Below are 20,856 nucleotides of genomic sequence, written 5' to 3'. Positions count from 1 at the left end.
GAAAGGGCTCAGCCGACCGGCGCAGCGGGGGCGGGCGGCGGCATTTGCCCGTCTTGCCGCCGATCATGGCCGAGCCGGCGCGACCGCATCAGCATCATCATCGCCTCGCGTTCATTGGCGTCGATCCGCCCGTCGTGGTTGGTGTCGATCCGGTCGAAACGCTTGAGCGCACGGTCGCGAAACTCGGCCGGCGTCTGGTCGGCGGCTCGACGATTGCGGCCCGCATCGTCGCGGGGTGGCGGCGGCGCGCGGCGCTGCTCGCGCCACGCTCGCCGTTCGTCACGGGTCAGTTTGCCGTCGTGGTTGGTGTCCATCGCCGCGAACCGTCGGTCAGCGTCCGCAGCGGCTTCATCGCGGGTGACCACGCCATCGCCGTCGCCGACCGGGGTCTGCATCGGCGCGGGGGGCGGAGTCTGCGCCTGCACGCTTGCGGCGCCCAGACCGCCCAGCATCGCGGCCCCCAGTGCGGCAGCAGTGATCCACGTCTTCATCGTCTTTCCCCTTCATGCCCGAGGAGCGATCCATGCCCCGACCGCGCGTTATGCGGCCGGGGCGTCGCGCGGGAATGTCGGGCATGGGGCGAAACTGTCGCGACTTGTATCAGCGCCGCGCAAGCGGTTACTTCGGCGGCGCGACCTGCTTGCCACGCTCATAGGCGCGAACAACCGCCGGCCGCGCCGCGATCGTCGCATGCCAGCGCGCGACGTTGGGGAAGTCGGCCAGATGCTGCCCCTGAGCCTCCGGCAGGATCCACGGGTAACAGGCCATGTCAGCAATCGTATAGTCATCCCCGGTGACGAACGACCGCTCCGCCAATTGCCGGTCGAGCACGCCATACAGCCGCGCGGTCTCCTTGACGTAGCGGTCGATCGCATACGGCACCTTCTCGGGGGCGAAGCGCGTGAAGTGATGGTTCTGCCCCAGCATCGGGCCGAGACCGCCCATCTGCCACATCAGCCATTGCAGCACGTCGACATGCGCGCGCGGATCGCGGCCGCCGAAGGAGCCGGCCTTGTGCGCGAGATAGAGAAGGATAGCGCCGCTTTCGAAGACGCTGATCGGCGCGCCGCCATCGGTCGGTGCGTGATCGACGATCGCCGGCATCCGGTTGTTGGGGGCGATCTTGAGAAATTCGGGCCTGAACTGCTCACCCGCACCGATATTGACGGGGTGGATCTCGTGCTCAAGCCCGGCTTCCTCAAGGAAGACCAACACCTTGTATCCGTTGGGCGTCGGCCAGAAATGCAGGTCAATCATCGCGGTCACCTCCTCTTACGACGGACATGTGCAGCAGATCGCACCGCCGTTCCGGTCCGTTCCCGAAATCGCATCGCGACGATGCTGGAAAGCGACAGATGCTTGCAGCGACGTAACAAAAGATTATGAACCTGCCGCAAGAAGTTGCTGGGGGGCGACGTGACAGGGAAGGACAACGGGGCGGCGATGGTCGATGTGCGCTATGTGCCGCCGGGGGACCGGCTGAGGCGCTACGTTACGGGCTACCATCGCTTTGCGGCACCGATCTGCGCGACGCGCGAGTTGCGCGACGCCTTTTTTCCGAGTGTTGCGACGATCCGCGTGTCGCTGCGCAACAGCCCTTCATGGTCGCTCAGGATCGGCAGCCGGCTGGTCGATCCGATGCCGCCGGTCGCGCTGACCGGTCCGACCAGCTACGCCGGCTATCTCACCTGTCATGGCGGCGAGCTGGTCGGCGTCGGATTGCTGCCGCTCGGCTGGGCGCAGATTTTCGGGGGCGACGTCTCGCGCTACGCCAACCGCGTCATCGCGCTGGGCGACATCGATGCGGGCGCGAACATGTTGCGCGAGGCGCTGGAGGCGGGGCAATCGTTCGACGCCGCATTCGAGGCGTGGCTGGAGGCCCGGCTGGACCGCCGTCCGCCCGCCGATCCCCGGATCGAGATCCTTTGCGAGCTGCTGCGCGATCCGGCCACGACGCGGATAGAGGCCGTGGCGGAGGCGCTGGACATGTCGCCACGCGCGCTCGCCGCCATGACGCGCTTCAACTTTGGCTTCACCCCCAAGCTGCTGCTGCGCCGCACGCGCTTTCTGCGCGCGGTGACCACCGTATTGACCGATCCCGAGGGCGGCCCGGCCGCGCTGGAGGCTGCTGGCTACTGGGATCGGTCGCATTTCCTGCGCGACAGCCATCTGTTCCTTGGCTGTTCGGTGCGCGAGTTCACCCGCCGCCGCGGCCCGCATAATCAGGTGGCAATCATGGCGCGGACTCGGGCGCTGGGAGCGCCGGTCTAGGGAGCGGTGATGATCAGCCCACCAGCGCGCGGTCGTCGAACATCCCGAACATCAGCGTCGAGGCATAGAAACGGATCGCGCGGTCGCGATCCATGCTCCACGCCCATTTCCGCATGTCGAACGCGGCGTTGAGCATCCCCATCAGCGCCTGCGACGCGATCAGGCTGTCGACCGGGCGTACGGTGCCCTCGGCGATTCCGTCCATCATCGTGCCCGCAAAGCGCCGCGCGATCCGCGTCGAGCGATCGATCATCTGTTGCCGCTCACCCGCGGGCAAGCCGCTCAACGCGGTGGTGCGAAGCAGCGACTCGCGCTCGGAGAATTGCACCGCCACCAGCGTCGCCACTGTGTCGCACAGCCGCTGCCAGTACGAACCGCCACGCTCGTCGGCGAGCCGCTGCGCGGCCGCGATGGTGTCGAAGCTGCGGCGATAGCAGGCGACGACCAGATCGTCCTTGGCATCGAGATGGTGGTAGAAGCTGCCCTTGGTGACGTTCAGCTCCGACGCGATCCGCTGCACCGACGCACCGCGATAGCCGAGTTCGTTGATGAGCCGCGTCGCCGCGAGCAGGAACGCCTCGCGTCCCGGCACCGGATCGTCATGCGGTAGCGCCACCGCCGCCGGGTTCCAGCCCGCGCCCTCCACCGCCAGCCCGTCACGCAGCAACGCCGTCAGCCGCGCCGCCGCGCGCGGATATTGATCGACCTCGTAGCGCGGTAGCCACAACGGCAGCCAGAAGATGTTTTCCAGCAGCACATGCGCGCGCGCGCCGGCCAGATCGGTCGCCTCGCGCGACAGCCCGCCGCCCCAAAGGGCGCGCGTCCGTCGGAACACCTCGCGCCAGCGGTTCATCAACGTCGCGCGCATCGGCTCGTCCATCGCGCGCAGGTCGGACAGCACCGCCAGCGCGCGTTCCTCGCCGCGCTCGATCCGCATCAGCCGCTCGACGTTGAGCGTCACCATCCGCGCGACCCGCGCCCTTGGCGTCGCCTCGCGTGCGGCGTCGTCGAGCATCGCCATCAGGCTGTCGAGCGTCTGCTCGAAGGCGGCGGCGGCAAGATCCTCCTTGCGTTTGAAATAATAGGTCACGCTGGTCGTGTTCAGCCCGACGCGGCGCGCGACATCGGCAAAGGTCATCCCCTTCGCGCTCTGCTCGTTGATCGCATCGGCGGCGGCGGCGAGGATCGCCTGACGCTTCTCGCGAAAGCGCCGCGTGCTGCCGGTGTCTTCGGTACGGATATCCCCCATGACGTAGCGTTAGCATGGTCCGTTTCGAAGATGCAGTCCTTTTTCGTGTAGAGCGTGGTCCACACGATCGGCGACTTTACCGAACATCGGGTATGGCCTACACCCCATCGCCGACAGTCATGGAGAGGAAGCGCGGTGGATTTCACCCTGAGCGAGCGCGAGACGCATTTCCGCGATCGGGTACGCGATTTCATCGCCCGCGAGATCGCGCCGCGCCGTGCCGAGCATGACCACCAGCATCATGACGGCGATCGGTGGAAGGTGTTGCCGGTTATCGAGGACGTGAAGGCGCGGGCGAAGGCTGCCGGGCTGTGGAATTTCTTCATGCCGCCCCACTCCGGACAGACCCATGTCGACGATACGTTCGTGTTCGAGGGTACGCAGCTCTCGAACCTCGAATACGCATTGTGTGCCGAGGAAATGGGGCGCATCGACTGGGCGAGCGAATGCTTCAACTGCTCGGCGCCCGACACCGGCAACATGGAAGTGCTGCACCGCTACGGCACGCTGGCGCAAAAGGAAGCGTGGCTGCGTCCGTTGATGAACGGCGAGATTCGCTCGGTCTTTCTGATGACCGAGCCCGCGATCGCCTCATCCGACGCGACCAATATCGAGACGCGCATCGACCGCGACGGCGATCATTATGTCATCAACGGTCGCAAATGGTGGTCCTCGGGGATCGGCGACCCGCGCTGCCGGATCGGCATCCTGATGGGGAAGACCGACACCGGCGCGGCGCGGCACCAGCAGCAGAGCATGGTGCTGGTGCCGCTCGACACGCCCGGTGTACGGATCGAACGGATGCTGTCGGTCTATGGCTATGACCACGCCCCGCACGGCCACGGCGAGGTCAGCTTCACCGACGTGCGCGTGCCGGTCGACAACATGCTGCTGGGTGAGGGCAGGGGATTCGAGATTGCGCAGGGCCGGCTGGGGCCGGGGCGCATTCACCACTGCATGCGTACGATCGGCGTCGCGGAGGGCGCGATCGAGGCGATGGCGCGGCGGCTCGTCACCCGCACCGCGTTCGGCAAGCGCATCGCCGACCACAGCGTTTGGGAGGAGCGGATCGCTCGCGCACGGATCGATATCGAGATGACGCGATTGTTGTGCCTCAAGGCCGCCGACATGATGGACAAGGCCGGCAACAAGGCCGCGCAACAGGAAATCGCGATGATCAAGGTGCAGGCGCCGAACATGGCGCTGCGCATCCTCGACGATGCGGTGCAGGCGCATGGCGGCGCGGGCGTATCGGGCGACTTCGACCTCGCGCACGCCTGGGCGTCGATGCGGACGTTGCGCTTCGCCGACGGTCCCGACGAGGTCCATGCGCGCGCGATCGCGCGGCATGAGTTCGGCAAATACGCATGACCGACCTCGACACCGCGCGGCTCGGCGAGTGGCTGGCCGTGCATGTTCCCGGTGCCGGCGCGATTACCCGGGAACAGCGGCTGGAGGGTGGGCAATCCAACCCGACCTATCGCATCGACACCGATAGCGGCAGCTATGTACTTCGCCGCAAGCCGGTCGGCGCGCTGCTGCCGTCCGCGCATCAGGTCGACCGCGAATATCGCGTGATCGCCGCGCTGCATCCGACCGGCTTCCCGGTGCCGCGGCCGTATGGGCTGTGCATGGACGATGCGGTGATCGGCTCGGCCTTCTATGTCATGGCGATGGTCGAGGGGCGGACGATCTGGGACGGTACGATGCCCGATCTCACCCTCGATCAGCGCCGCGCGCATTACGAGGCGATGATCGACACGCTCGCCGATCTCCACAACACCGACCATGTCGCGATCGGGCTCGATGATTACGGCCGCCCCGGCAATTATTTCGAGCGGCAGGTCGCGCGCTGGACCAAGCAATATCGCGGTGCTGAAACCGAGCCTATGCCCGCAATGGAGAAGCTCATCGACTTCCTGCCCCGCACCGTGCCGGCGCAGGAGCGCACCAGCATCGTCCACGGCGACTACCGTGTCGACAATCTCCGCTTCGCGCCGGGCACCGAGCCGCGCGTCTGGGCGGTGCTCGACTGGGAATTGTCGACGCTCGGCGATCCGGTTGCCGATCTCACCTATTTCCTGATGAGCTGGGTGACCGAGCCCGAGGGCCGCTCGGGCGTGCTCGGCCGAACCGGCGCAGCGACCGGAATCCCGGAGATGGCCAAGATGCTGGAGCGTTACTGCGCGCGTACCGGGCGCAGCGCGCCGATCGCGCTCGACTGGTATTTCGCGTTCAATCTCTTCCGCCTCGCCGGGATCGTGCAGGGCATCAAGAAGCGGATCGTCACCGGCACCGCCGCCAACCCGCGCGCGCACGAAACCGCGGCGCGAATGGGCGGGCTGGTCGATGCCGCATGGCATTTCGCGCAGCGGGCGGGGGCGTGATGCGCTTCGCGGGCAAGTCGATCGTCGTCACCGGCGCAGGCTCGGGAATCGGTCGCGCGGCGGCGTTGCTGTTCGCGGCCGAGGGCGGGCAGGTGGTCGTCGCCGACGTCACCGATCAGGCGGAGGAGACGGCGCAGGCGATCACCGCCGCCAGTGGCGTAGCGGCCGCGATCCGCATGGATGCTGGAGACGAAGACGATGTCGCGCGCACCGTGGCGCTCGCGGTCGCTCGCTTCGGCGGGCTTGACGTGATGTTCGCCAACGCCGGCATCTCCGGCGGGATGGCGAACATCTTCGACACCGATGTCGCGTTGTTCACGGAGGTCTTGCGCGTCAATCTGATCGGCCCATGGCTGGCGGTAAAGCACGCTGCCCCGGTGATCACCGCACGCGGCGGTGGCGCGATCGTGCTGACCGCCAGCGTCGCGGGGCTGCGCTCGGGCGCGGGCTCACCGGCCTATTCGGCGTCCAAGGCCGGCGTGATCAACCTCGCGGCGACCGCCGCGCAGCAACTGTCCGGCTCGGATGTCCGCGTGAACGCGCTTTGTCCGGGGTTGACCGAAACCGGCATGACCCAACCGACCTTCGACTACGCCCGGGACGCCGGCAAGATGGACCGCCTCGGCCGCCTCAACCCGCTGCGCCGCGGCGCGCAGCCGGAGGAGCTGGCCCGCGCGGCGCTGTTCCTCGCCAGCGACGACGCCAGCTACGTCAACGGGCAGGCGCTCGCGGCGGACGGCGGCCTGTCGTCGAGTCACCCGGTGACCCGGCAGGATTACGGCAAGACCGCGGTGTGACGATCATCCCGTCGTTGCGAGCGGAGCCAAGCATCCAGTGCCGGGCCAACACGCCCTGGATTGCTTCGCGCCGCTCGCAATGACGGGTAAGGCTGGACTTCATTCGACGCGAGGTAGCGGAACGCCCGCAGCTAACCTGTGTTGACCCTCCATCCACAGGAGAGTCGCCCGATGCCCGCCCCCGTCCTTTACACCCCCGACATCGAGCAGCCGCAGCCTGACGAGGCGCAAACGATCGCCCAACTCAATGAGCAGTTCGACATCGTCCTCGACACCACCGCCGAGGACTACGGCCATGCCGTCCGCGCGGTCCATGCCAAGGCGCACGCGATCCTCGAGGGCACGCTGACCATCGACGCCGATCTTCCGGCCGAGCTGGCACAAGGGCTGTTCGCGATGCCGGGCGAGCACAAGGTACTGATGCGCTTCTCGACCAACCCCGGCGACATCCTCGACGACGCGATCTCACTCCCGCGCGGCCTCGCGATCAAGGTCTTCGACGTGGACGGCGAGCGGTTGCCCGGCGCGGAAGGGCGCGCGCAGGATTTCATCATGGTCAACGCCACTGCCTTCCAGGCGAAGACCGCCGAAAAGTTCCTCGGCAGCCTCAAGCTGCTGGCGCGCACCACCGACAAGGCGGAAGGCGCCAAGAAGGCGCTCTCCGCGGTGCTGCGCGGGGTCAGCAGCGCGCTGGGCGCGGTCGGAGTCGAGAGCGCGACGATCAACACGCTCGGCGGCGCGCCGAACGTCGATCCGGTTGGTGAGACCTATTACAGCGCCACGCCGTTTCGCTACGGCGAGCATGTCGCCAAGTTCAGCCTCGCGCCGATCGCGCCGGGTCTCAAGGAGCGCACCGGCGCGAACATAGACACGACCGGCGATCGCGACGCGATCCGGCACACCGTTCGCGACGAGTTGAGCTCGATCGCAGGTGAGTGGGAGTTCCAAGTCCAGCTCGCCCGCGATTTGGCGCGCCAGCCGGTCGAAGATGCGACGGTGGAATGGGACGAAACCGAAGCCCCGTTCGTCCGCGTCGCCACGCTCCGCACAGAAGCGCAGGATAGCTGGGACGACACGCGCGTCGAACAGGTCAACGAACAGCTGCGATTCAGCGTCTGGACCGGCCTCGCCGCCCACCAGCCACTCGGCAACATCAACCGCGCGCGCCGCGACACCTATTCCCACTCCGCCGATTATCGCCAGCGCGTCAACCGCTGTCCGATCCATGAGCCGGGATGATCGGCATACGGCCCGCCGCGCAGGTCAGAACGCGGGTTCTTCGCCCGGCTTTTCGGCGACATGGATACCGCACTCCACCTTGTCCCAGCCGCGCCAGCGACCGGCGCGTGGGTCTTCGCCGGGGCGCACCTTCGAGGTGCACGGCGCGCAGCCGATCGACAGATAGCCCTGCGCCTCCAGCGGGTGGCGTGGCAGGTCGTGCTCGGCGAAATAGCCGTCGAGCTTTTCCTTCGACCAGTCGGCGAGCGGGTTGATCTTCAGCCGGCCCTCATCCTCCTCGAACCGGGGGAGCGCGAGCCGCGTCTTCGCTTGGAAGCCCTTGCGCCCCGAAATCCACGACTGGAACGGCAGCAATGCGCGGCGCAGCGGCTCAACCTTGCGCAGCTCGCAGCAGCCGTCGGGATCGTAGGACCAGCGCAGGCCCTTCTCGTCTTTCAGTCGCAGCAGCCGCGGGTCGGGACGGAAAACGCGCAGCTCGGTCAACCCCAGCCGCTCGGATAGTTCGTCGCGATACGCCAATGTCTCGCCGAACATTTTCTGCGTGTTGGTGAAGATCACCGGCACGTCGCGGTCGACCGCCGCGATCATGTGCAGCAGCACCGCGGATTCCGCACCGAACGACGACACCGCCGCGATGCGACCGGCCAGTTCGCCGGTCAGCAGCTCGCGTAGCATGTCGGGCGCGGACACGCCCTCGAACCGCGCCTGCATCGCCGCGGCATCGGCGGCGGTGAAGGCGGGGCGGACGTCGATGACGTCCAGATCGTGAGCAGCCTCACCCATGGCGCAATTTCCAGACCGGAACCGCCGCGTCGGCGGCCTTTTGATACACGTGATCGTAGCGCTCCAGCGAGCGCTTGAGCACGACCGGGTCGACCGCCGCATGCGGGGCGAACGCGTCGAAGCCGCAGCGGCGCATCAGCGGGATCTGATCGACCAGCACGTCGCCCTCGGCGCGCAGCTCGCCGGCATAACCCGCTTCACGCAGGATCCGCGCGACCGAATAGCCGCGCCCGTCGCGAAACGTCGGGAACGACACCTCGACCAGCGCGATCCGGTCGAGATGCGGGATCAGCGCGCGGGCATCGTCGCCGGGCTCGATCCGCACCGCGGTGGCATTCGATTGCCCGGCGAGGAACGCGTCGAGCGTCACCGCCGGCTCCTCATGCGCCGCGCTGTCGCGGAAGCGCAAATGCGCGCGGTCGTCGATCAGGTCGACCTCGAACGCATCAACCATAGATCGCCTCCTTGAACGGCTGCATGCCCACGCGGCGATAGGTGTCGACGAAGCGCTCACCGGTCTCGCGGATGCGGACATAGGTATCGGTGACGCGCTCGATCGCGTCGATCACGCCGTCCTCGTCGAAACCCGGACCGGTGATCTTGCCGATCGACACATCCTCCGCGCCCGAACCGCCCAGCGAGAGCTGGTAGTTTTCGGTGCCCTTCCGGTCGACGCCCAGAATGCCGATGTGCCCGGCGTGATGGTGGCCGCAGGCGTTGATGCAGCCGCTGATCTTCAGCTTCAATTCGCCCAGGTCACGCTGGCGATCGAGGTCGGCGAAGCGCCGGCCGATCTTCTGCGCCAGCGGGATCGAGCGCGCATTGGCCAGTGAGCAATAATCGAGACCGGGGCACGCGATGATATCGCTGATCAGGTCGAGGTTCGCGTCGGCCAGTCCGGCCTCGGCGAGCGCCTCCCACACCGCCTTCAGATCGGCGACGCGGACGTGTGGCAGGACGATGTTCTGCGCATGGGTGACGCGCAGTTCGTCGAAGCTGTAGCGCTCGGCGAGGTCGGCCATCACGTCGATCTGCTCGGCGGAGGCGTCGCCGGGGATGCCGCCGATCGGCTTGAGCGAGATGGTGACGATCGCATGGCCCGGCTGCTTGTGCGCGCGGACGTTCTGGTCGAGCCAGACTGCGAAATCAGGATCGCTGCGATCCGCGACCGCGCCGTCATCGGCGGCGAAGGCGGGCGCGGCGAACATCGCGCTGATCCGCGCCAGTTCGGCGGCGGGCGGATCGATGCCGAGCTGGCGGACCTGTGCGAACTCCTCCTCCACCTCGGCGCGATATTTGTCCGCGCCGAGTTCGTGAATCAGGATCTTGATCCGCGCCTTGTAGATATTGTCGCGCCGGCCATAGCGATTGTAGACGCGCAGGCACGCCTCCAGATAGCTCATCAGCTGGTCGGCGGGGATGAAGTCCCTGATCTCCGGCGCGATCATCGGTGTGCGGCCCATGCCGCCGCCGACGAACACCTTGGCACCGAGCACGCCATCACGCTCGAGCAATTGCAGCCCGATGTCGTGGAGCCGCATCGCCGCGCGATCCTCTTCGGCGGCGATCACCGCGATCTTGAACTTGCGTGGCAGGTACGTGAATTCGGGGTGGAAGGTGCTCCACTGCCGCAGCAACTCCGCAAACGGGCGCGGATCGGTCACTTCGTCGGCGGCAGCGCCCGCGAACTGGTCCGAGCTGATGTTGCGGATGCAATTGCCGCTGGTCTGGATCGCATGCATCTCGACCGTCGCCAGCTCGGCGAGGATGTCGGCGGCGTCCTCCAGCTTGATCCAATTGTACTGGATGTTCTGGCGGGTGGTGAAATGGCCATAGCCGCGGTCGTATTTGCGGGCGACATGCGCCAGCATCCGCATCTGCCGCGCGTTGAGCGTGCCGTACGGCACGGCGACGCGCAGCATGTAGGCGTGCAGCTGAAGGTAGAGCCCGTTCATCAGCCGCAGCGGCTTGAACTGGTCCTCGCTCAGCTCGCCCGACAGCCGTCGCTGGCACTGGTCGCGAAACTCCTCGACCCGCGCATCGACGATCGACTGATCATATTCGTCGTACTTGTACATCGTTGCTTCCTCGATCCCCGCGCAGGTGGCGGGGAGGGGTTCAGATCACCCAGTCGCCGGCGTTGGCGTCGGCGGGCTTGAGCGTGAGGTCGGGGCGGACGGTCGGGCCGAGCGCGCGAATACGGTCCTTGATATGCGCCGGGCGTGGCCCATCCGGGGTCTCGCTCGCCTCGATCACATAGGGGACGTTGACGCGGCGTGCGGCTTCTTCCTCGCGCGCGATCGCTTCGGCACGCTCACCGGCGTCGCCGGCGTCGGCGATGTGGCGCGACCAGTCGCGGCCGGTCCACCAGACGACGTCGCCGCTCGCCAGATCGTTGCCGGTCACCAGCCTCATGCCATCGTCTCCGCCACCTTCGCATAGCCCGCCAGCCGGTCCTCGGCGTCGGACAATTCCACCACCTCGCCGACGACGATGATCGCCGGGCTCGCCACCTGCTCGCGCGACACCATCGCGCCGAGATCGGCGAGCAGGGTGCGTAGTGCACGGTGGCCGGGCAGCGTGCCTTTTTCCAGCACCGCTACGGCCATATCGGGGGCGACGCCATCGGCCATCAATTTGTCGGCGATCGCCTCGGCGGTCGCGACGCCCATATAGATCACCAGGGTGCGACCCTGACCGGCGAGCCCCGACCAATCCTGATCGGTCAGCCCCTTGCACTGCCCCGCGACGAAGGTCACCGCCGAGCTGTGATCGCGGTGCGTGAGCGGCAACATCGCCTCGGCCGCACAGCCGAGCGCCGCCGACACGCCCGGGATCACCTCGACCGCCAGCCCGGCGGCGCGCACCGCCTCGACTTCTTCGCCGCCACGTCCAAAGATGAACGGGTCGCCACCCTTCAGCCGCACGACGACGTCACCGGCCTTCACATGCGCGACGATCAGCGCGTTGATCGCTTCCTGCGGCAGCGTGTGGCGGGCGCGGCGCTTGGCGACCGAGATGCGGTGCGCATTGGGCGGGGCGAGATCGAGGACGCGCGGGTCGATCAGCCCGTCGTGGACGACGACGTCGGCGCAGCGCAGCGCCTCCACCGCACGAACCGTGAGCAGGCCGGGATCGCCGGGGCCGGCACCGACGAGGATGACGCGACCGCGCGCGTCGGGATCAAGAAGCGTCGCCATGATGATAGCGCACATGGGGCAGGGCGGCGGGGGGCGCAATCGAGCGATGCTTGGCGGTGGCGTAGGATTGGTTTTGTGGTGGTTGCTTCGGACGGACACAGCAGCTCGCGGCTGGTGAGGCACCGTAGTGGCTGATTGGACAGACAATAGGCCCCTGCCTGCGCAGGGGCGACGGTAGTTGTGGTGAGAGCCCGATCAACAAGCACCTTCGCCCCTGGAAAGGCAGGGGCCCATGTCTGTCGAGTTGAAGCGTAAGGCCGTCACGCAGGCGACGTACGTGTGTCGCCCCTCAATGCTTCGCCGCATGAACCTTGTGCATCACCAGCGCGATCACCCCGCCGACGATCAGCCCGAATACCCCCGCGATCCCAGCGCTTACCAGCCAGCCGAGCGCCCCGCCGCCCGCACGCTCGGCGAGATGGTGGACGAAGTCGGCCGGCGCGGGCACGCCGACATCGACGGCATTGTGGATCAGCAGGTCGCCGCCGACCCACAGCATCGCCGCGGTGCCGACCACCGTCAGCACCTGCATCAGCACGGGCACGCCCTTCACCAGCCCGCGACCGATCGCCTGCGCCGCCGCCGACGGTCGCCTGGCGAGGTAAAGGCCGACATCGTCCGCCTTTACGATCAGTGCGACGACACCGTAGACGCCGGCGGTAATCAGGACCGCGACGATCGCCAGCGTCACCGCCTGCGTCAGCAGCGGCTGGTCGGATACCTCGCGCAGCGCGATCACCATGATCTCGGCCGACAGGATGAAGTCGGTGCGGATCGCGCCCGACACCTTTTGCTTCTCCAGCGCGACCGGGTCGGTCGTCACCGTTTCCTCGTCCGCGCCGTGGCCACCGGATACCGCTTCGATCACCTTCTCCGCGCCCTCCAAGCAAAGGAATGCACCACCCAGCATCAGCAGGGGCGCCAGTGCCCAGGGCGCGACCGCGCTCAGGATCAGCGCGGCGGGCAGCAAAAACAGCAATTTGTTGCGGATCGAGCCGAGCGCGATCTTGCCGATAATCGGCAATTCGCGCTTCGGCGACAGCCCGACGACATAGCGCGGGGTGACCGCGGTGTCGTCGATCACTACCCCTGCCGCCTTCGTCCCCGCCTTGGTGGCGGCCGCCCCGACGTCGTCGAGCGATGCCGCGGCCAGCCGCGTCAGTCCGGCGATATCGTCGAGCAGCGCGACGAGTCCGCTTGCCATGTCTCTCGGTCCTCTTTGAAATCAGGCGTCGGCGAGGCCGATGCCAATCGTCGCGCGTGCCGCCTCGGCCTCGTTCGATACGACCGGATAGGCACAATAATCGGCGGCGTAATAGGCGCTTGGCCGGTGATTGCCCGACCAGCCGATCCCGCCGAACGGTGCCGACGACGACGCGCCGTTGGTCGGGCGGTTCCAGTTGACGATCCCGGCGCGCGCGCCCGCCCAGAAGCGGTCGAACAGCGCCGGGGTCTGGCTGATCAGCGACGCCGACAGGCCGTAGCGGGTGTTGTTCGCCTCGGCGATCGCGCCGTCGAAATCGTCGGCGCGGATCACCTGCAGCAGCGGGCCGAACAGCTCGATATCCGGGCGATCGCCAACATCGGTGACGTCGATGATACCTGGGGTCACGAACGGCCGATCCTCGACCGGGCGCGCCATATGGTGGATCGGGCGACCGCCCTTCATCATCAGCGCGAGGAAGCTTTCGGTGAGGCCATCGGCCGCCTCATTGTCGATGACCGGACCCATGAACGGCTGCGGATCGTCGTGCGGCGCGCCGACGATCAGCCGGCCGGTCAGCGACGCCAACTCGGCAAGTAGCGGTTCGGCCAGCGATTCCTGCACGATCAGCCGCCGCGCGGCGGTGCAGCGCTGGCCGGCGGTGGTGAAGGCGGACTGGACGATCAGCACCGCGGCGGCGTGCAGGTCGGGGGTGTCCCACACAAGTATCGGGTTGTTGCCGCCCATCTCCAGCGCGAGGATCTTCTCGGGCTTTTCGGCGAAGGCGCGGTTGAGCGCGATCCCGGTGCGCGCCGAGCCGGTGAACAGCAGCCCGTCGATCCCGTCATGCGCCGCCAGCGCGCGGCCCTCGTCGGGGCCGCCGATCACCAGCCGCAGCGTCTCGGCAGGCACCCCGGCGGCGTGGAAGCAATCGACCAGAAACGCGCCGGTCGCGGGGGTTTTCTCGGATGGTTTGAAGACGATGGCGTTGCCCGCGATCAGCGCGGGGACGATGTGCCCGTTGGGCAGATGCGCCGGGAAATTGTACGGCCCCAGCACCGCCAGTACGCCGTGCGGCTTGTGGCGGAGCGCCATGCGCGTGTTCATCGGCGCATCGAGCCGGCGCTGCGCGGTGCGCTCGGCATAGGCGCTGACCGAGATGTCGACCTTGGCGGCGACGGTGTCGACTTCGGTGCGCGCCTCCCACAGCGGTTTGCCGGTCTCGCGCGCGATCAGATCGGCGAAGGCGTCGGCGCGCTGGCGGACGACATTTGCGAAGCGGCGCAGCGTTTCGATGCGGAACGACAAGGACCTGGCCGCCCATGGCACGAAGCCGGCGCGCGCGGCGGCGACCTCGGCATCGACGTCGCTCGTCTCCGCACGCCACAATTCCGCGCCGGTGGCGGGTTCGAAGGAGATCAGCTCAGCCATGCCGCTGGTCTTAGCCGTAACTTTCATCACGGCGGAAGGGGGGATCGTCAGCGCAGCGCGTCACCCATCGCGCGGATGTTGGCGATGGTTGCGCCAAACGGCCCCCAATCGTCGGCATCCGCGATCGGCGACCAGATCGCCTCGACCCGGTCGATCAGCATCGAGCACGGTTCGCCCTGCCAATAGGCATGATCGCGCGCACGCCGGGGCGAAAAGGGCTGTAGATGTTGGCGGACCTCGTCCCAGTCGGTGCCATAAGTTTGCGGCAGGGGTTGCGCGAAGGCGTCGGAGAAGAACCGGTCGACCGGCGTGAGCGTCGCGCGCAACGCGCGTTCGACCGCCTGCACGAGCGCGCGATTCTCCTCCGGTGCACGCGGCACCCGGCCGAGCCGCCACAGCACCGCCTCGGCAATCGCCGGCTGGTATTGGCCGGCGAACCCGTCGAGCGCGGCGATCAGCGGTTCGGAATCGGCGATCGCGCGCAGCGAGGAGGCGAGCTGCATGACGTCCCACAGGATCGCCTCGGGCTGGCGACCGAAGGCGTAGAGGCCGGCGTGATCGAAGTACGCGGCGACGAACCCCGGATCCCAGACCGGCGCGAACCGCCACGGGCCGTAATCGAAGCTCTCGCCGGTGACGTTGATGTTGTCGGAATTGAGCACGCCGTGCACGAACCCCGCGGCCATGTAGCGCGCCGCCAGCGTCGCGGTGCGCGCGACGACCAGCTCGAGCAGCCGGACGGGATCGTCGCTGTCCTCGCCATAGAGTTCGCGGAGGACATAGCCGGTCAGGCGGCGTAGCGCGTCCTCGTCGCGATGCCAGGCGAGCCGCTGGAACGTGCCGATGCGGATATGCGAATGGCTGAGCCGCACCAGCACGCTGCCGCGCGTCGGCGAGGGTTCGTCGTTGCGCTCCAGCGCCTCGCCGGTTTCGATCAGCGAGAAGCTGCGCGAGGTGGGAACGTTCAGCGCCTCGAGCATCTCGGTCGCGAGCACCTCGCGCACGCCGCCCTTCAGCGTCAGGCGTCCGTCGCCGAAGCGGCTCCACGGCGTCGGCCCGGAGCCCTTGGTGCCGAGGTCCATCAACCGTCCGCGGTCGTCGCGGAGCTGCGCGAAGGTGAAGCCGCGCCCGTCGCCGATATCGGGATTGTACACGCGGAACTGATGCCCGTGGTAGCGAAGTGCCAACGGCTGTTCGAGCGAGCCGGGCAGGGCCTCGAAGCGGCCGAAATGCGCGATCCATTCGGCATCGTCGAGGGTGTCGAGCCCGACCTGCGCGGCGGCGCGATCGTTGCGGAAGCGGAGGATCGCCTGCGGAAAGCGCGCGGCGGCGACTTCGTCGTAAAAGGGGTCGCCGAGCGCGGTCAGGGTGCGCTCGGGGCGATATGCTTGCGGGTCGACGGCCATGCCGCGATATGGGGGGCGTTCGGCAGGGGGCGCAAGCGATGGCGGAGTTTCGGGACATTTACTGGTGGTCGAGCGACGGGCTGCGGCTCCATGCGCGCGACTATCCGGGCACCGGGACGGCGAATGGGGGCGCGCCGCCGGTGCTGTGCCTGCCGGGCCTGACCCGCAACGCGCGCGACTTTGCCGACGTGGCGCGGGCGATCGCCCCGGCGCGGCGCGTGATCGCGGTCGAGTTCCGCGGGCGCGGCGAGAGCGGCTATGCCAAGGACCCGATGAGCTATGTCCCGCTCACCTATGCGCAGGACGTGGTGGCGCTGCTGGACGATCAGAAGATCGACCGCTTCGTGACGATCGGCACCTCGCTGGGCGGGATCGTGACGATGCTGCTCGCCGGGCTGGTGCCGGGCCGACTGGCGGGCGCATTGCTCAACGACGTCGGGCCGGAGATCGAACCGACCGGGCTGGCGCGCATTCGCGGCTATGTCGGGAAGCCGAGCACCTGGCCGACATGGATGCACGCCGCGCGCGGGGTGCAGGAGAGCAACGCCGGTGCCTATCCCGATTGGGACATCGAACAATGGCTGGCGATGGCCAAGCGGCTGTACCGCGTCAATTCCGCCGGGCGGATCGTGCTGGATTACGACATGAAGATCGCCGAGCCGTTCCGGCTGCCCGGCAACGAGGCGGGGCCGGACATGTGGCGCGCGCTCGCGGCGCTGGCGGGGGTGCCGGTGCTGGTGGTGCGCGGGGCGTTGAGCGATATCCTGTCCGCGGGGACTGCCGAGCGGATGGTGTCGATGCTGCCGGATGCGACGCTGGTGACGGTGCCCGGTGTCGGCCACGCGCCGATGCTCGACGAGCCGGCGGTGCAACCTGCGTTGCTGCAATGGTTGGCGCGGACCGGGAACCGGCCGACCGACTGAGGCGCTGTCGCGGGGCTTTACGACGGACGTTTGGAGAGCCCGCATGATCAGTCTTCCCCGTCATCCCGGACCCTTCGGCGAAGCTCAGGAGAGCCGTGATGCGGGATCCCGCTTTTGCCCAGACCGAGAGAAAGAAGCGGGGCCCCGGATCAGGTCCGGGGCGACGTGCGGGGGGGAGGTTTGGATTGGAGATCAATTTATCTACCACCCCGGCGAACGCCGGGGTCCAGTCGGGCAACGCCCGGCGACCACCCGCAACCGTCCTCCTAACTGGGCCCCGGCGTTCGCCGGGGTGGTTTTCAGAGGGGCTGAGCTGCCTCACTGCGGAGGTGTCGCATGACTGATGTTCGGGACGCTCATACCAGCGTGTTGCCGCTGGCCGGTCGCCGCGCGGCGATCACCGGCGGCACGACCGGGATCGGCCGCGCCATCGCGCGGCTGCTCGCCGCCGAGGGTGCGTCGGTGTTCATCGGTGGCACCGATCAGGCGCATCTCGACGAAGCGCTGGCCGACATCCGCAAGGTCGGCACGGGCGAGGGCGCGCTGCATGATCTATCCGATCCCGACAATGTCGCGGCGTTCCTGTCCGCGGCCGACGCGGCGCTGGGCGGCTATGACATCGTCATCGCCAATGCCGCCGAGGCGGCGTCGGGGCTGAGCGAGATGGACGAGGCGGCGGTGCGTCACGCGATTTCGCTCAACTTCACCCACTATCTGCTGCTGGCGCACCGCGCCGCCGCGACGATGGCACCCGGCGGCGATATCGTGATGATCGGGTCGACGAGCGCCTATGTGCTCGGGCCGCATTCGACCGTCTATGCGGCGATCAAGCATGGCTTGCAGGGGTTCTCGATCGCGTTGCGCCGCGAACTGGGCGGCAAGGATATCCGCGTCGCTTTGGTCGAGCCCGGCAAGACCGGGTCGGACATGCAGATGCCCGACATCAGCCCCGCCGAGCAGCGCGCGCAGATCGAGGCGGGGTCGATGCTGCGTGCCGAGGATATCGCGGTCGGCGTCCAGTATCTGCTGACCCAGCCGCGCCGTACCGTGATCCAGCGGCTGACGATCAGCCCGCGCGTGCAGGAGGAGGAATGATGGCCGACTGGCCGCATGACGCGCTGGTGCTGACGCCGCACGATATCGATCTGGCGCGCTCGCCGCTGGCGGGGAAGATCGATGCCGAGACCTATGTGCTCGGCGCGTTCAATCCGGGGATGACGCGGCTGCCGAACGGCAATCTGTTGTTGATGGTGCGCGTTGCCGAGGCGCTGCGCACGCCGGTTCGTGAGCAGCAGATCCATGCGATCCGCTGGCATGACGGTGGTTACGTGCTCGACGCGTGGCCGCTGTCGCTGGTCGACACTTCCGATCCGCGCAAGTTCATGATGCGCGGCGGCGGGTGGAAGGTGATGGCGCTGACCTCGCTGTCGTGGCTGCTGCCGGTCGAACTGGATGCCGAGGGGCGCGAGGTGGTGGCGATCCACTATGACCGCGCGATCGCGCCGCGCACCGATTACCAATGCTATGGTGTCGAGGATGCACGGATTACGCAGATCGAGGGGCGTTACTACATGACGACCTGTTCGGTCAGTCCCGAGCGGCATTCGACCACGCTCTACACCAGCGACGATGCGCTTGACTGGACGCTGGAGGGGATCGTCCTCGACCATCAGAACAAGGACATGCTGATCTTCGAGGGGAAGGTCGGGGACAAGTTCTGCGCGCAGACGCGGCCTCTTGGCGACCTGTATTTCGCCTATCCACCCGAATCCGAGTGGCGTGCCGGGCCGTCGATCAATCTCGCGACCTCGCCCGACGCCCTGCACTGGAAGCCGTACGACAAGCCCGGCATCCGTCCGCATGCGCAGACGATGGCGACCGCGCGGATGGGCGGCGGTGCGCCGCCGATGCCGGCGGAGGTCGGCGGGCAGCAGGGCTGGCTGTCGCTATGGCACGGCGTCGAGCCGTCGGGCGTGGTCGGCATCTACCGCACCTACTGGACGCTGCTCGACCGCGACGATCCGTCGCGTGCGCTGGCGACCGATCATGCGCCGTTGCTGGAGCCGGCGCCCGCGTTGCTCAAGCCGCTGGAGGATCTGCTGTACGTCACCGACGTGGTGTTCACGACCGGGATCGCGGACGGCGGCGATCATTGGGTGGTGGCGAGCGGCGAGGCCGATCTGGCGTGCCGGATCACGCATGTGCCGAAGGATCGGATCGGGTGATCGTAACCCGTCAGCCGTCATTGCGAGCGTAGCGAAGCAATCCAGAGCCGGATCAGGACGCCCTGGATTGCTTCTCTTCGCTCGCAATGACGTGCAGATGTTCGCCAAATACGAAAAAGGGCCCGGAGCGCACGTGCGCCCCGGGCCTCTTTCGACATCACGCCGCCGCGGCGACGCGATGCTTCGGATCAGTTGCTGTCCGAGTTGTTGTCGTCGTCAACCGCGATGACGACACCGGCGGCGACGACGGCGGCGGCGAGCACCAGCGCGACGATCGCGCCCGGCGCGGCGAGCTTGCTCTTGCCGCTGGTGGCGGTGGCGGCGCGGGCCGACTTCGCGACCGACAGCGACGCCGCCGGGCTGGCGGCCGGAGCGGCGAGAGCAGGGGCGGCAGCCAGCGTGAGCGAGGCGGCAGCGGCGAACATGGAAGCGATCTTCATGGGTGCGTCTCCTGTTAGTCGCGGATAACAGGCCGTTCCTTGTCCTGTTCCTTGCCGCAGGGAAAGCGGAACATGGTGCGCGGTCGCGTTTGCCGTATTATGTGGCTGGTATGTCACAGTCGCTGTCCCTTCTTTACCTGTTCGGCTCGTTCTCCCCCGCCGCCGCCGATCCGTGGAGCCGGCGTGCGCTGCAGCTGATGACTGCGTTCGGCAATCGTGCGCGGCAGGTCGTCGCTGCCGACCATTGCGAGGGCGCGCTGCCGGGCGGTGTCTCCGCGACGCTCGCGCAGAACCCGCCGCCGCTTTCCGGTCCGGTGTCGGTCGCGCGCTACGAGGCGATCGCGCGGGCTATGCGTGGGCATGATCTGGTGCTGAGTTTCGGCGCAGGCGCGATCGACGCGGTAATGGCACGGCGCGCCTTTCCACGCGACACACCGCCGATCGTCCACCATGAGGACCCTTCGGACGCCACCAGCGGGGGAAGCGCTCGGCTTTACCGTCGGATCGCACTGGGCGCGGCGGCGGGGCTGGTCGTCACCGTTTACGGTGCGGCGGAGGCCGCCGCAGCGCGGTGGAAGGTCGCGGGCGCTCGGCTGCACGCGATCCCCGACGGCATCGACCTGGCGGCGTTCGCGCGTGCGCCGGATGCCAAAGCGGTCGGCGGGTTCCGCCGCAAGCCCGGCGAGGTGGCGATCGGCGTGACCCTCGACGGCGCAAGCGATGAGGAGCTGACGCTGCTGGTGCGCGCGGTCGCGGGGCTGGCGGCGCGCTTCCGGCTGGTGGTGGTGGGCGAGGGCGCGGGGCGGGCGGCGGTCGAGCGCGCGGCACTGGCGATGGGGATCGATGACCGGCTGGTGCTGCCCGGCGGGCTGACACCGACATCGGCGTGGCTCGGCGGGGTCGACGTGCTGCTGCTGCCAATGCGGCGTGGTGCCGCGCCGCCGATCGTTGTGGAGGCGATGGCGGTCGGCGTGCCGGTGATGGCGCTGCGCGGCGGGGCGGTGGAGGCGCTGCTCGCGCCGGAGAACCGCGCGCTGTTGTCGGCACATGCCGCCGAGGTTTCGCTGCGTGATGCGCTCCAGCCGCTCGCCACCGATGCGACGCTGCGGGCGGCGACAGGCGCGGCCAATCGCGCGCAGGCGCTGGCGACGCATGACGCTGCGGCGATGATCGCGCGTTCTGCCGCCGTTTATGCGGAAGCGATCGGGAGGCCGGCTTTGCTCGGGTGAGTCGCATTTCGGTCGCGTTGCGGCCCGATTGCTTTATATGAGGCCGCTGCATCATTGGTGAAAACGGGAAAT

The 20,856-nt window shown here is 67.9% G+C and carries 21 protein-coding genes; 9 read left to right on the top strand and 12 right to left on the bottom strand.

Annotation, left to right across the window (positions count from 1 at the left end; all coding sequences use genetic code 11):
- Nucleotides 1-8: 8 nt before the first annotated feature.
- Nucleotides 9-491: an EF-hand domain-containing protein gene (locus tag BACI71_RS03765; RefSeq protein ID WP_159755241.1), complete on the bottom strand. Its 483-nt coding sequence runs from the start codon at nucleotides 489-491 to the stop codon at nucleotides 9-11.
- Between the two features lie 127 nt (nucleotides 492-618).
- Nucleotides 619-1,257, bottom strand: a complete 639-nt coding sequence (locus BACI71_RS03760; protein ID WP_159755238.1) for a glutathione binding-like protein — start codon at nucleotides 1,255-1,257, stop codon at nucleotides 619-621.
- Nucleotides 1,258-1,416: 159 nt separating this feature from the next.
- Here BACI71_RS03760 and BACI71_RS03755 point away from each other — a divergent pair, with 159 nt between their 5' ends.
- Nucleotides 1,417-2,271, top strand: a complete 855-nt coding sequence (locus BACI71_RS03755; RefSeq protein WP_159755235.1) for a helix-turn-helix domain-containing protein — start codon at nucleotides 1,417-1,419, stop codon at nucleotides 2,269-2,271.
- 13 nt (nucleotides 2,272-2,284) lie between these two features.
- On the opposite strand, the gene BACI71_RS03750 is transcribed toward BACI71_RS03755, so the two are convergent.
- Nucleotides 2,285-3,520 (bottom strand): TetR/AcrR family transcriptional regulator, encoded by a 1,236-nt coding sequence (locus BACI71_RS03750; RefSeq protein ID WP_159755232.1) that lies wholly within the window; start codon nucleotides 3,518-3,520, stop codon nucleotides 2,285-2,287.
- 135 nt (nucleotides 3,521-3,655) lie between these two features.
- On the opposite strand from BACI71_RS03750, the gene BACI71_RS03745 reads away from it, so the two are divergent.
- The 4 genes from BACI71_RS03745 to BACI71_RS03730 all read left to right on the top strand — a co-directional run bounded on the left by BACI71_RS03745 (nucleotide 3,656) and on the right by BACI71_RS03730 (nucleotide 7,943).
- Nucleotides 3,656-4,891 carry an acyl-CoA dehydrogenase family protein gene (locus BACI71_RS03745; protein WP_159755229.1) on the top strand — a complete coding sequence of 412 codons (1,236 nt, stop codon included), beginning with the start codon at nucleotides 3,656-3,658 and terminating at the stop codon, nucleotides 4,889-4,891.
- Nucleotides 4,888-5,907: a phosphotransferase family protein gene (locus tag BACI71_RS03740; RefSeq protein WP_159755226.1), complete on the top strand. Its 1,020-nt coding sequence runs from the start codon at nucleotides 4,888-4,890 to the stop codon at nucleotides 5,905-5,907. The genes BACI71_RS03745 and BACI71_RS03740 overlap by 4 nt, the downstream gene beginning before the upstream one ends.
- Nucleotides 5,877-6,704 carry an SDR family NAD(P)-dependent oxidoreductase gene (locus tag BACI71_RS03735; protein WP_236552797.1) on the top strand — a complete coding sequence of 276 codons (828 nt, stop codon included), beginning with the start codon at nucleotides 5,877-5,879 and terminating at the stop codon, nucleotides 6,702-6,704. Before BACI71_RS03740 ends, BACI71_RS03735 begins: the two co-directional genes overlap by 31 nt.
- Nucleotides 6,705-6,875: 171 nt before the next feature.
- The gene (locus tag BACI71_RS03730) at nucleotides 6,876-7,943 is read left to right on the top strand and encodes a catalase family protein (protein WP_159755223.1); all 1,068 of its coding nucleotides are present in this window, start codon (nucleotides 6,876-6,878) and stop codon (nucleotides 7,941-7,943) included.
- Between the two features lie 24 nt (nucleotides 7,944-7,967).
- On the opposite strand, the gene BACI71_RS03725 is transcribed toward BACI71_RS03730, so the two are convergent.
- The 8 genes from BACI71_RS03725 to BACI71_RS03690 all read right to left on the bottom strand — a co-directional run bounded on the left by BACI71_RS03725 (nucleotide 7,968) and on the right by BACI71_RS03690 (nucleotide 15,967).
- Nucleotides 7,968-8,726, bottom strand: a complete 759-nt coding sequence (locus BACI71_RS03725; protein ID WP_159755220.1) for a phosphoadenylyl-sulfate reductase — start codon at nucleotides 8,724-8,726, stop codon at nucleotides 7,968-7,970.
- Nucleotides 8,719-9,180: a DUF934 domain-containing protein gene (locus BACI71_RS03720; protein WP_159755217.1), complete on the bottom strand. Its 462-nt coding sequence runs from the start codon at nucleotides 9,178-9,180 to the stop codon at nucleotides 8,719-8,721. The genes BACI71_RS03725 and BACI71_RS03720 overlap by 8 nt, the downstream gene beginning before the upstream one ends.
- Nucleotides 9,173-10,804, bottom strand: coding sequence for a nitrite/sulfite reductase (locus tag BACI71_RS03715; RefSeq protein ID WP_159755214.1), 1,632 nt, complete (start codon nucleotides 10,802-10,804; stop codon nucleotides 9,173-9,175). Before BACI71_RS03715 ends, BACI71_RS03720 begins: the two co-directional genes overlap by 8 nt.
- Before the next feature lie 40 nt (nucleotides 10,805-10,844).
- On the bottom strand, nucleotides 10,845-11,141 hold the full coding sequence (locus BACI71_RS03710; RefSeq protein ID WP_159755211.1) for a DUF2849 domain-containing protein: 297 nt from the start codon (nucleotides 11,139-11,141) through the stop codon (nucleotides 10,845-10,847).
- Nucleotides 11,138-11,926 carry a uroporphyrinogen-III C-methyltransferase gene (gene cobA, locus BACI71_RS03705; protein WP_159755207.1) on the bottom strand — a complete coding sequence of 263 codons (789 nt, stop codon included), beginning with the start codon at nucleotides 11,924-11,926 and terminating at the stop codon, nucleotides 11,138-11,140. Before cobA ends, BACI71_RS03710 begins: the two co-directional genes overlap by 4 nt.
- A gap of 289 nt (nucleotides 11,927-12,215) precedes the next feature.
- Nucleotides 12,216-13,130, bottom strand: coding sequence for a DUF808 domain-containing protein (locus tag BACI71_RS03700; protein WP_159755203.1), 915 nt, complete (start codon nucleotides 13,128-13,130; stop codon nucleotides 12,216-12,218).
- Nucleotides 13,131-13,151: 21 nt separating this feature from the next.
- Nucleotides 13,152-14,561, bottom strand: coding sequence for a succinylglutamate-semialdehyde dehydrogenase (gene astD / locus BACI71_RS03695; protein WP_159755200.1), 1,410 nt, complete (start codon nucleotides 14,559-14,561; stop codon nucleotides 13,152-13,154).
- Nucleotides 14,562-14,608: 47 nt separating this feature from the next.
- Nucleotides 14,609-15,967: a protein adenylyltransferase SelO family protein gene (locus BACI71_RS03690; protein ID WP_159755197.1), complete on the bottom strand. Its 1,359-nt coding sequence runs from the start codon at nucleotides 15,965-15,967 to the stop codon at nucleotides 14,609-14,611.
- 38 nt (nucleotides 15,968-16,005) lie between these two features.
- On the opposite strand from BACI71_RS03690, the gene BACI71_RS03685 reads away from it, so the two are divergent.
- From BACI71_RS03685 to BACI71_RS03675, 3 genes are all read left to right on the top strand, one after another.
- Complete coding sequence (locus tag BACI71_RS03685) at nucleotides 16,006-16,890, top strand: alpha/beta fold hydrolase (protein WP_159755194.1); 885 nt, start codon at nucleotides 16,006-16,008, stop codon at nucleotides 16,888-16,890.
- A 336-nt stretch (nucleotides 16,891-17,226) separates the two neighbouring features.
- A complete protein-coding gene (locus tag BACI71_RS03680; RefSeq protein ID WP_159755191.1) occupies nucleotides 17,227-17,985 on the top strand; it encodes an SDR family oxidoreductase in 759 nt (252 codons plus the stop codon).
- Nucleotides 17,985-19,115: a glycosidase gene (locus BACI71_RS03675; RefSeq protein ID WP_159755188.1), complete on the top strand. Its 1,131-nt coding sequence runs from the start codon at nucleotides 17,985-17,987 to the stop codon at nucleotides 19,113-19,115. Before BACI71_RS03680 ends, BACI71_RS03675 begins: the two co-directional genes overlap by 1 nt.
- 188 nt (nucleotides 19,116-19,303) lie before the next feature.
- Here BACI71_RS03675 and BACI71_RS03670 read toward each other — a convergent pair whose 3' ends face one another.
- Nucleotides 19,304-19,555 (bottom strand): hypothetical protein, encoded by a 252-nt coding sequence (locus BACI71_RS03670; protein ID WP_201297284.1) that lies wholly within the window; start codon nucleotides 19,553-19,555, stop codon nucleotides 19,304-19,306.
- 110 nt (nucleotides 19,556-19,665) lie between these two features.
- On the opposite strand from BACI71_RS03670, the gene BACI71_RS03665 reads away from it, so the two are divergent.
- Nucleotides 19,666-20,784: a glycosyltransferase gene (locus BACI71_RS03665; protein WP_159755185.1), complete on the top strand. Its 1,119-nt coding sequence runs from the start codon at nucleotides 19,666-19,668 to the stop codon at nucleotides 20,782-20,784.
- Nucleotides 20,785-20,856: the final 72 nt, after the last annotated feature.

Origin of the sequence: Sphingomonas sp. 8AM (genome assembly GCF_902506455.1) — a bacterium.
In the GTDB taxonomy this organism is placed as follows: Bacteria; Pseudomonadota; Alphaproteobacteria; order Sphingomonadales; family Sphingomonadaceae; genus Sphingomonas.
Note: the sequence above shows the minus strand (reverse complement) of the source record. Positions and strands in the feature narration are given on the sequence as shown.

Excerpts from the sequence above, each read along its gene's own strand:
- BACI71_RS03750 (WP_159755232.1), bottom strand. The coding sequence starts at position 3,520 with ATGGGGGATATCCGTACCGAAGACACCGGCAGCACGCGGCGCTTTCGC.
- cobA (WP_159755207.1), bottom strand. The coding sequence starts at position 11,926 with ATGGCGACGCTTCTTGATCCCGACGCGCGCGGTCGCGTCATCCTCGTC.
- BACI71_RS03700 (WP_159755203.1), bottom strand. The coding sequence starts at position 13,130 with ATGGCAAGCGGACTCGTCGCGCTGCTCGACGATATCGCCGGACTGACG.
- BACI71_RS03725 (WP_159755220.1), bottom strand. The coding sequence starts at position 8,726 with ATGGGTGAGGCTGCTCACGATCTGGACGTCATCGACGTCCGCCCCGCC.
- BACI71_RS03680 (WP_159755191.1), top strand. The coding sequence starts at position 17,227 with ATGACTGATGTTCGGGACGCTCATACCAGCGTGTTGCCGCTGGCCGGT.
- BACI71_RS03665 (WP_159755185.1), top strand. The coding sequence starts at position 19,666 with ATGTCACAGTCGCTGTCCCTTCTTTACCTGTTCGGCTCGTTCTCCCCC.
- BACI71_RS03730 (WP_159755223.1), top strand. The coding sequence starts at position 6,876 with ATGCCCGCCCCCGTCCTTTACACCCCCGACATCGAGCAGCCGCAGCCT.
- BACI71_RS03685 (WP_159755194.1), top strand. The coding sequence starts at position 16,006 with ATGGCGGAGTTTCGGGACATTTACTGGTGGTCGAGCGACGGGCTGCGG.
- BACI71_RS03720 (WP_159755217.1), bottom strand. The coding sequence starts at position 9,180 with ATGGTTGATGCGTTCGAGGTCGACCTGATCGACGACCGCGCGCATTTG.
- BACI71_RS03690 (WP_159755197.1), bottom strand. The coding sequence starts at position 15,967 with ATGGCCGTCGACCCGCAAGCATATCGCCCCGAGCGCACCCTGACCGCG.
- BACI71_RS03670 (WP_201297284.1), bottom strand. The coding sequence starts at position 19,555 with ATGAAGATCGCTTCCATGTTCGCCGCTGCCGCCTCGCTCACGCTGGCT.
- BACI71_RS03740 (WP_159755226.1), top strand. The coding sequence starts at position 4,888 with ATGACCGACCTCGACACCGCGCGGCTCGGCGAGTGGCTGGCCGTGCAT.
- BACI71_RS03765 (WP_159755241.1), bottom strand. The coding sequence starts at position 491 with ATGAAGACGTGGATCACTGCTGCCGCACTGGGGGCCGCGATGCTGGGC.
- astD (WP_159755200.1), bottom strand. The coding sequence starts at position 14,561 with ATGGCTGAGCTGATCTCCTTCGAACCCGCCACCGGCGCGGAATTGTGG.
- BACI71_RS03675 (WP_159755188.1), top strand. The coding sequence starts at position 17,985 with ATGGCCGACTGGCCGCATGACGCGCTGGTGCTGACGCCGCACGATATC.
- BACI71_RS03760 (WP_159755238.1), bottom strand. The coding sequence starts at position 1,257 with ATGATTGACCTGCATTTCTGGCCGACGCCCAACGGATACAAGGTGTTG.
- BACI71_RS03735 (WP_236552797.1), top strand. The coding sequence starts at position 5,877 with ATGGCATTTCGCGCAGCGGGCGGGGGCGTGATGCGCTTCGCGGGCAAG.
- BACI71_RS03710 (WP_159755211.1), bottom strand. The coding sequence starts at position 11,141 with ATGAGGCTGGTGACCGGCAACGATCTGGCGAGCGGCGACGTCGTCTGG.
- BACI71_RS03715 (WP_159755214.1), bottom strand. The coding sequence starts at position 10,804 with ATGTACAAGTACGACGAATATGATCAGTCGATCGTCGATGCGCGGGTC.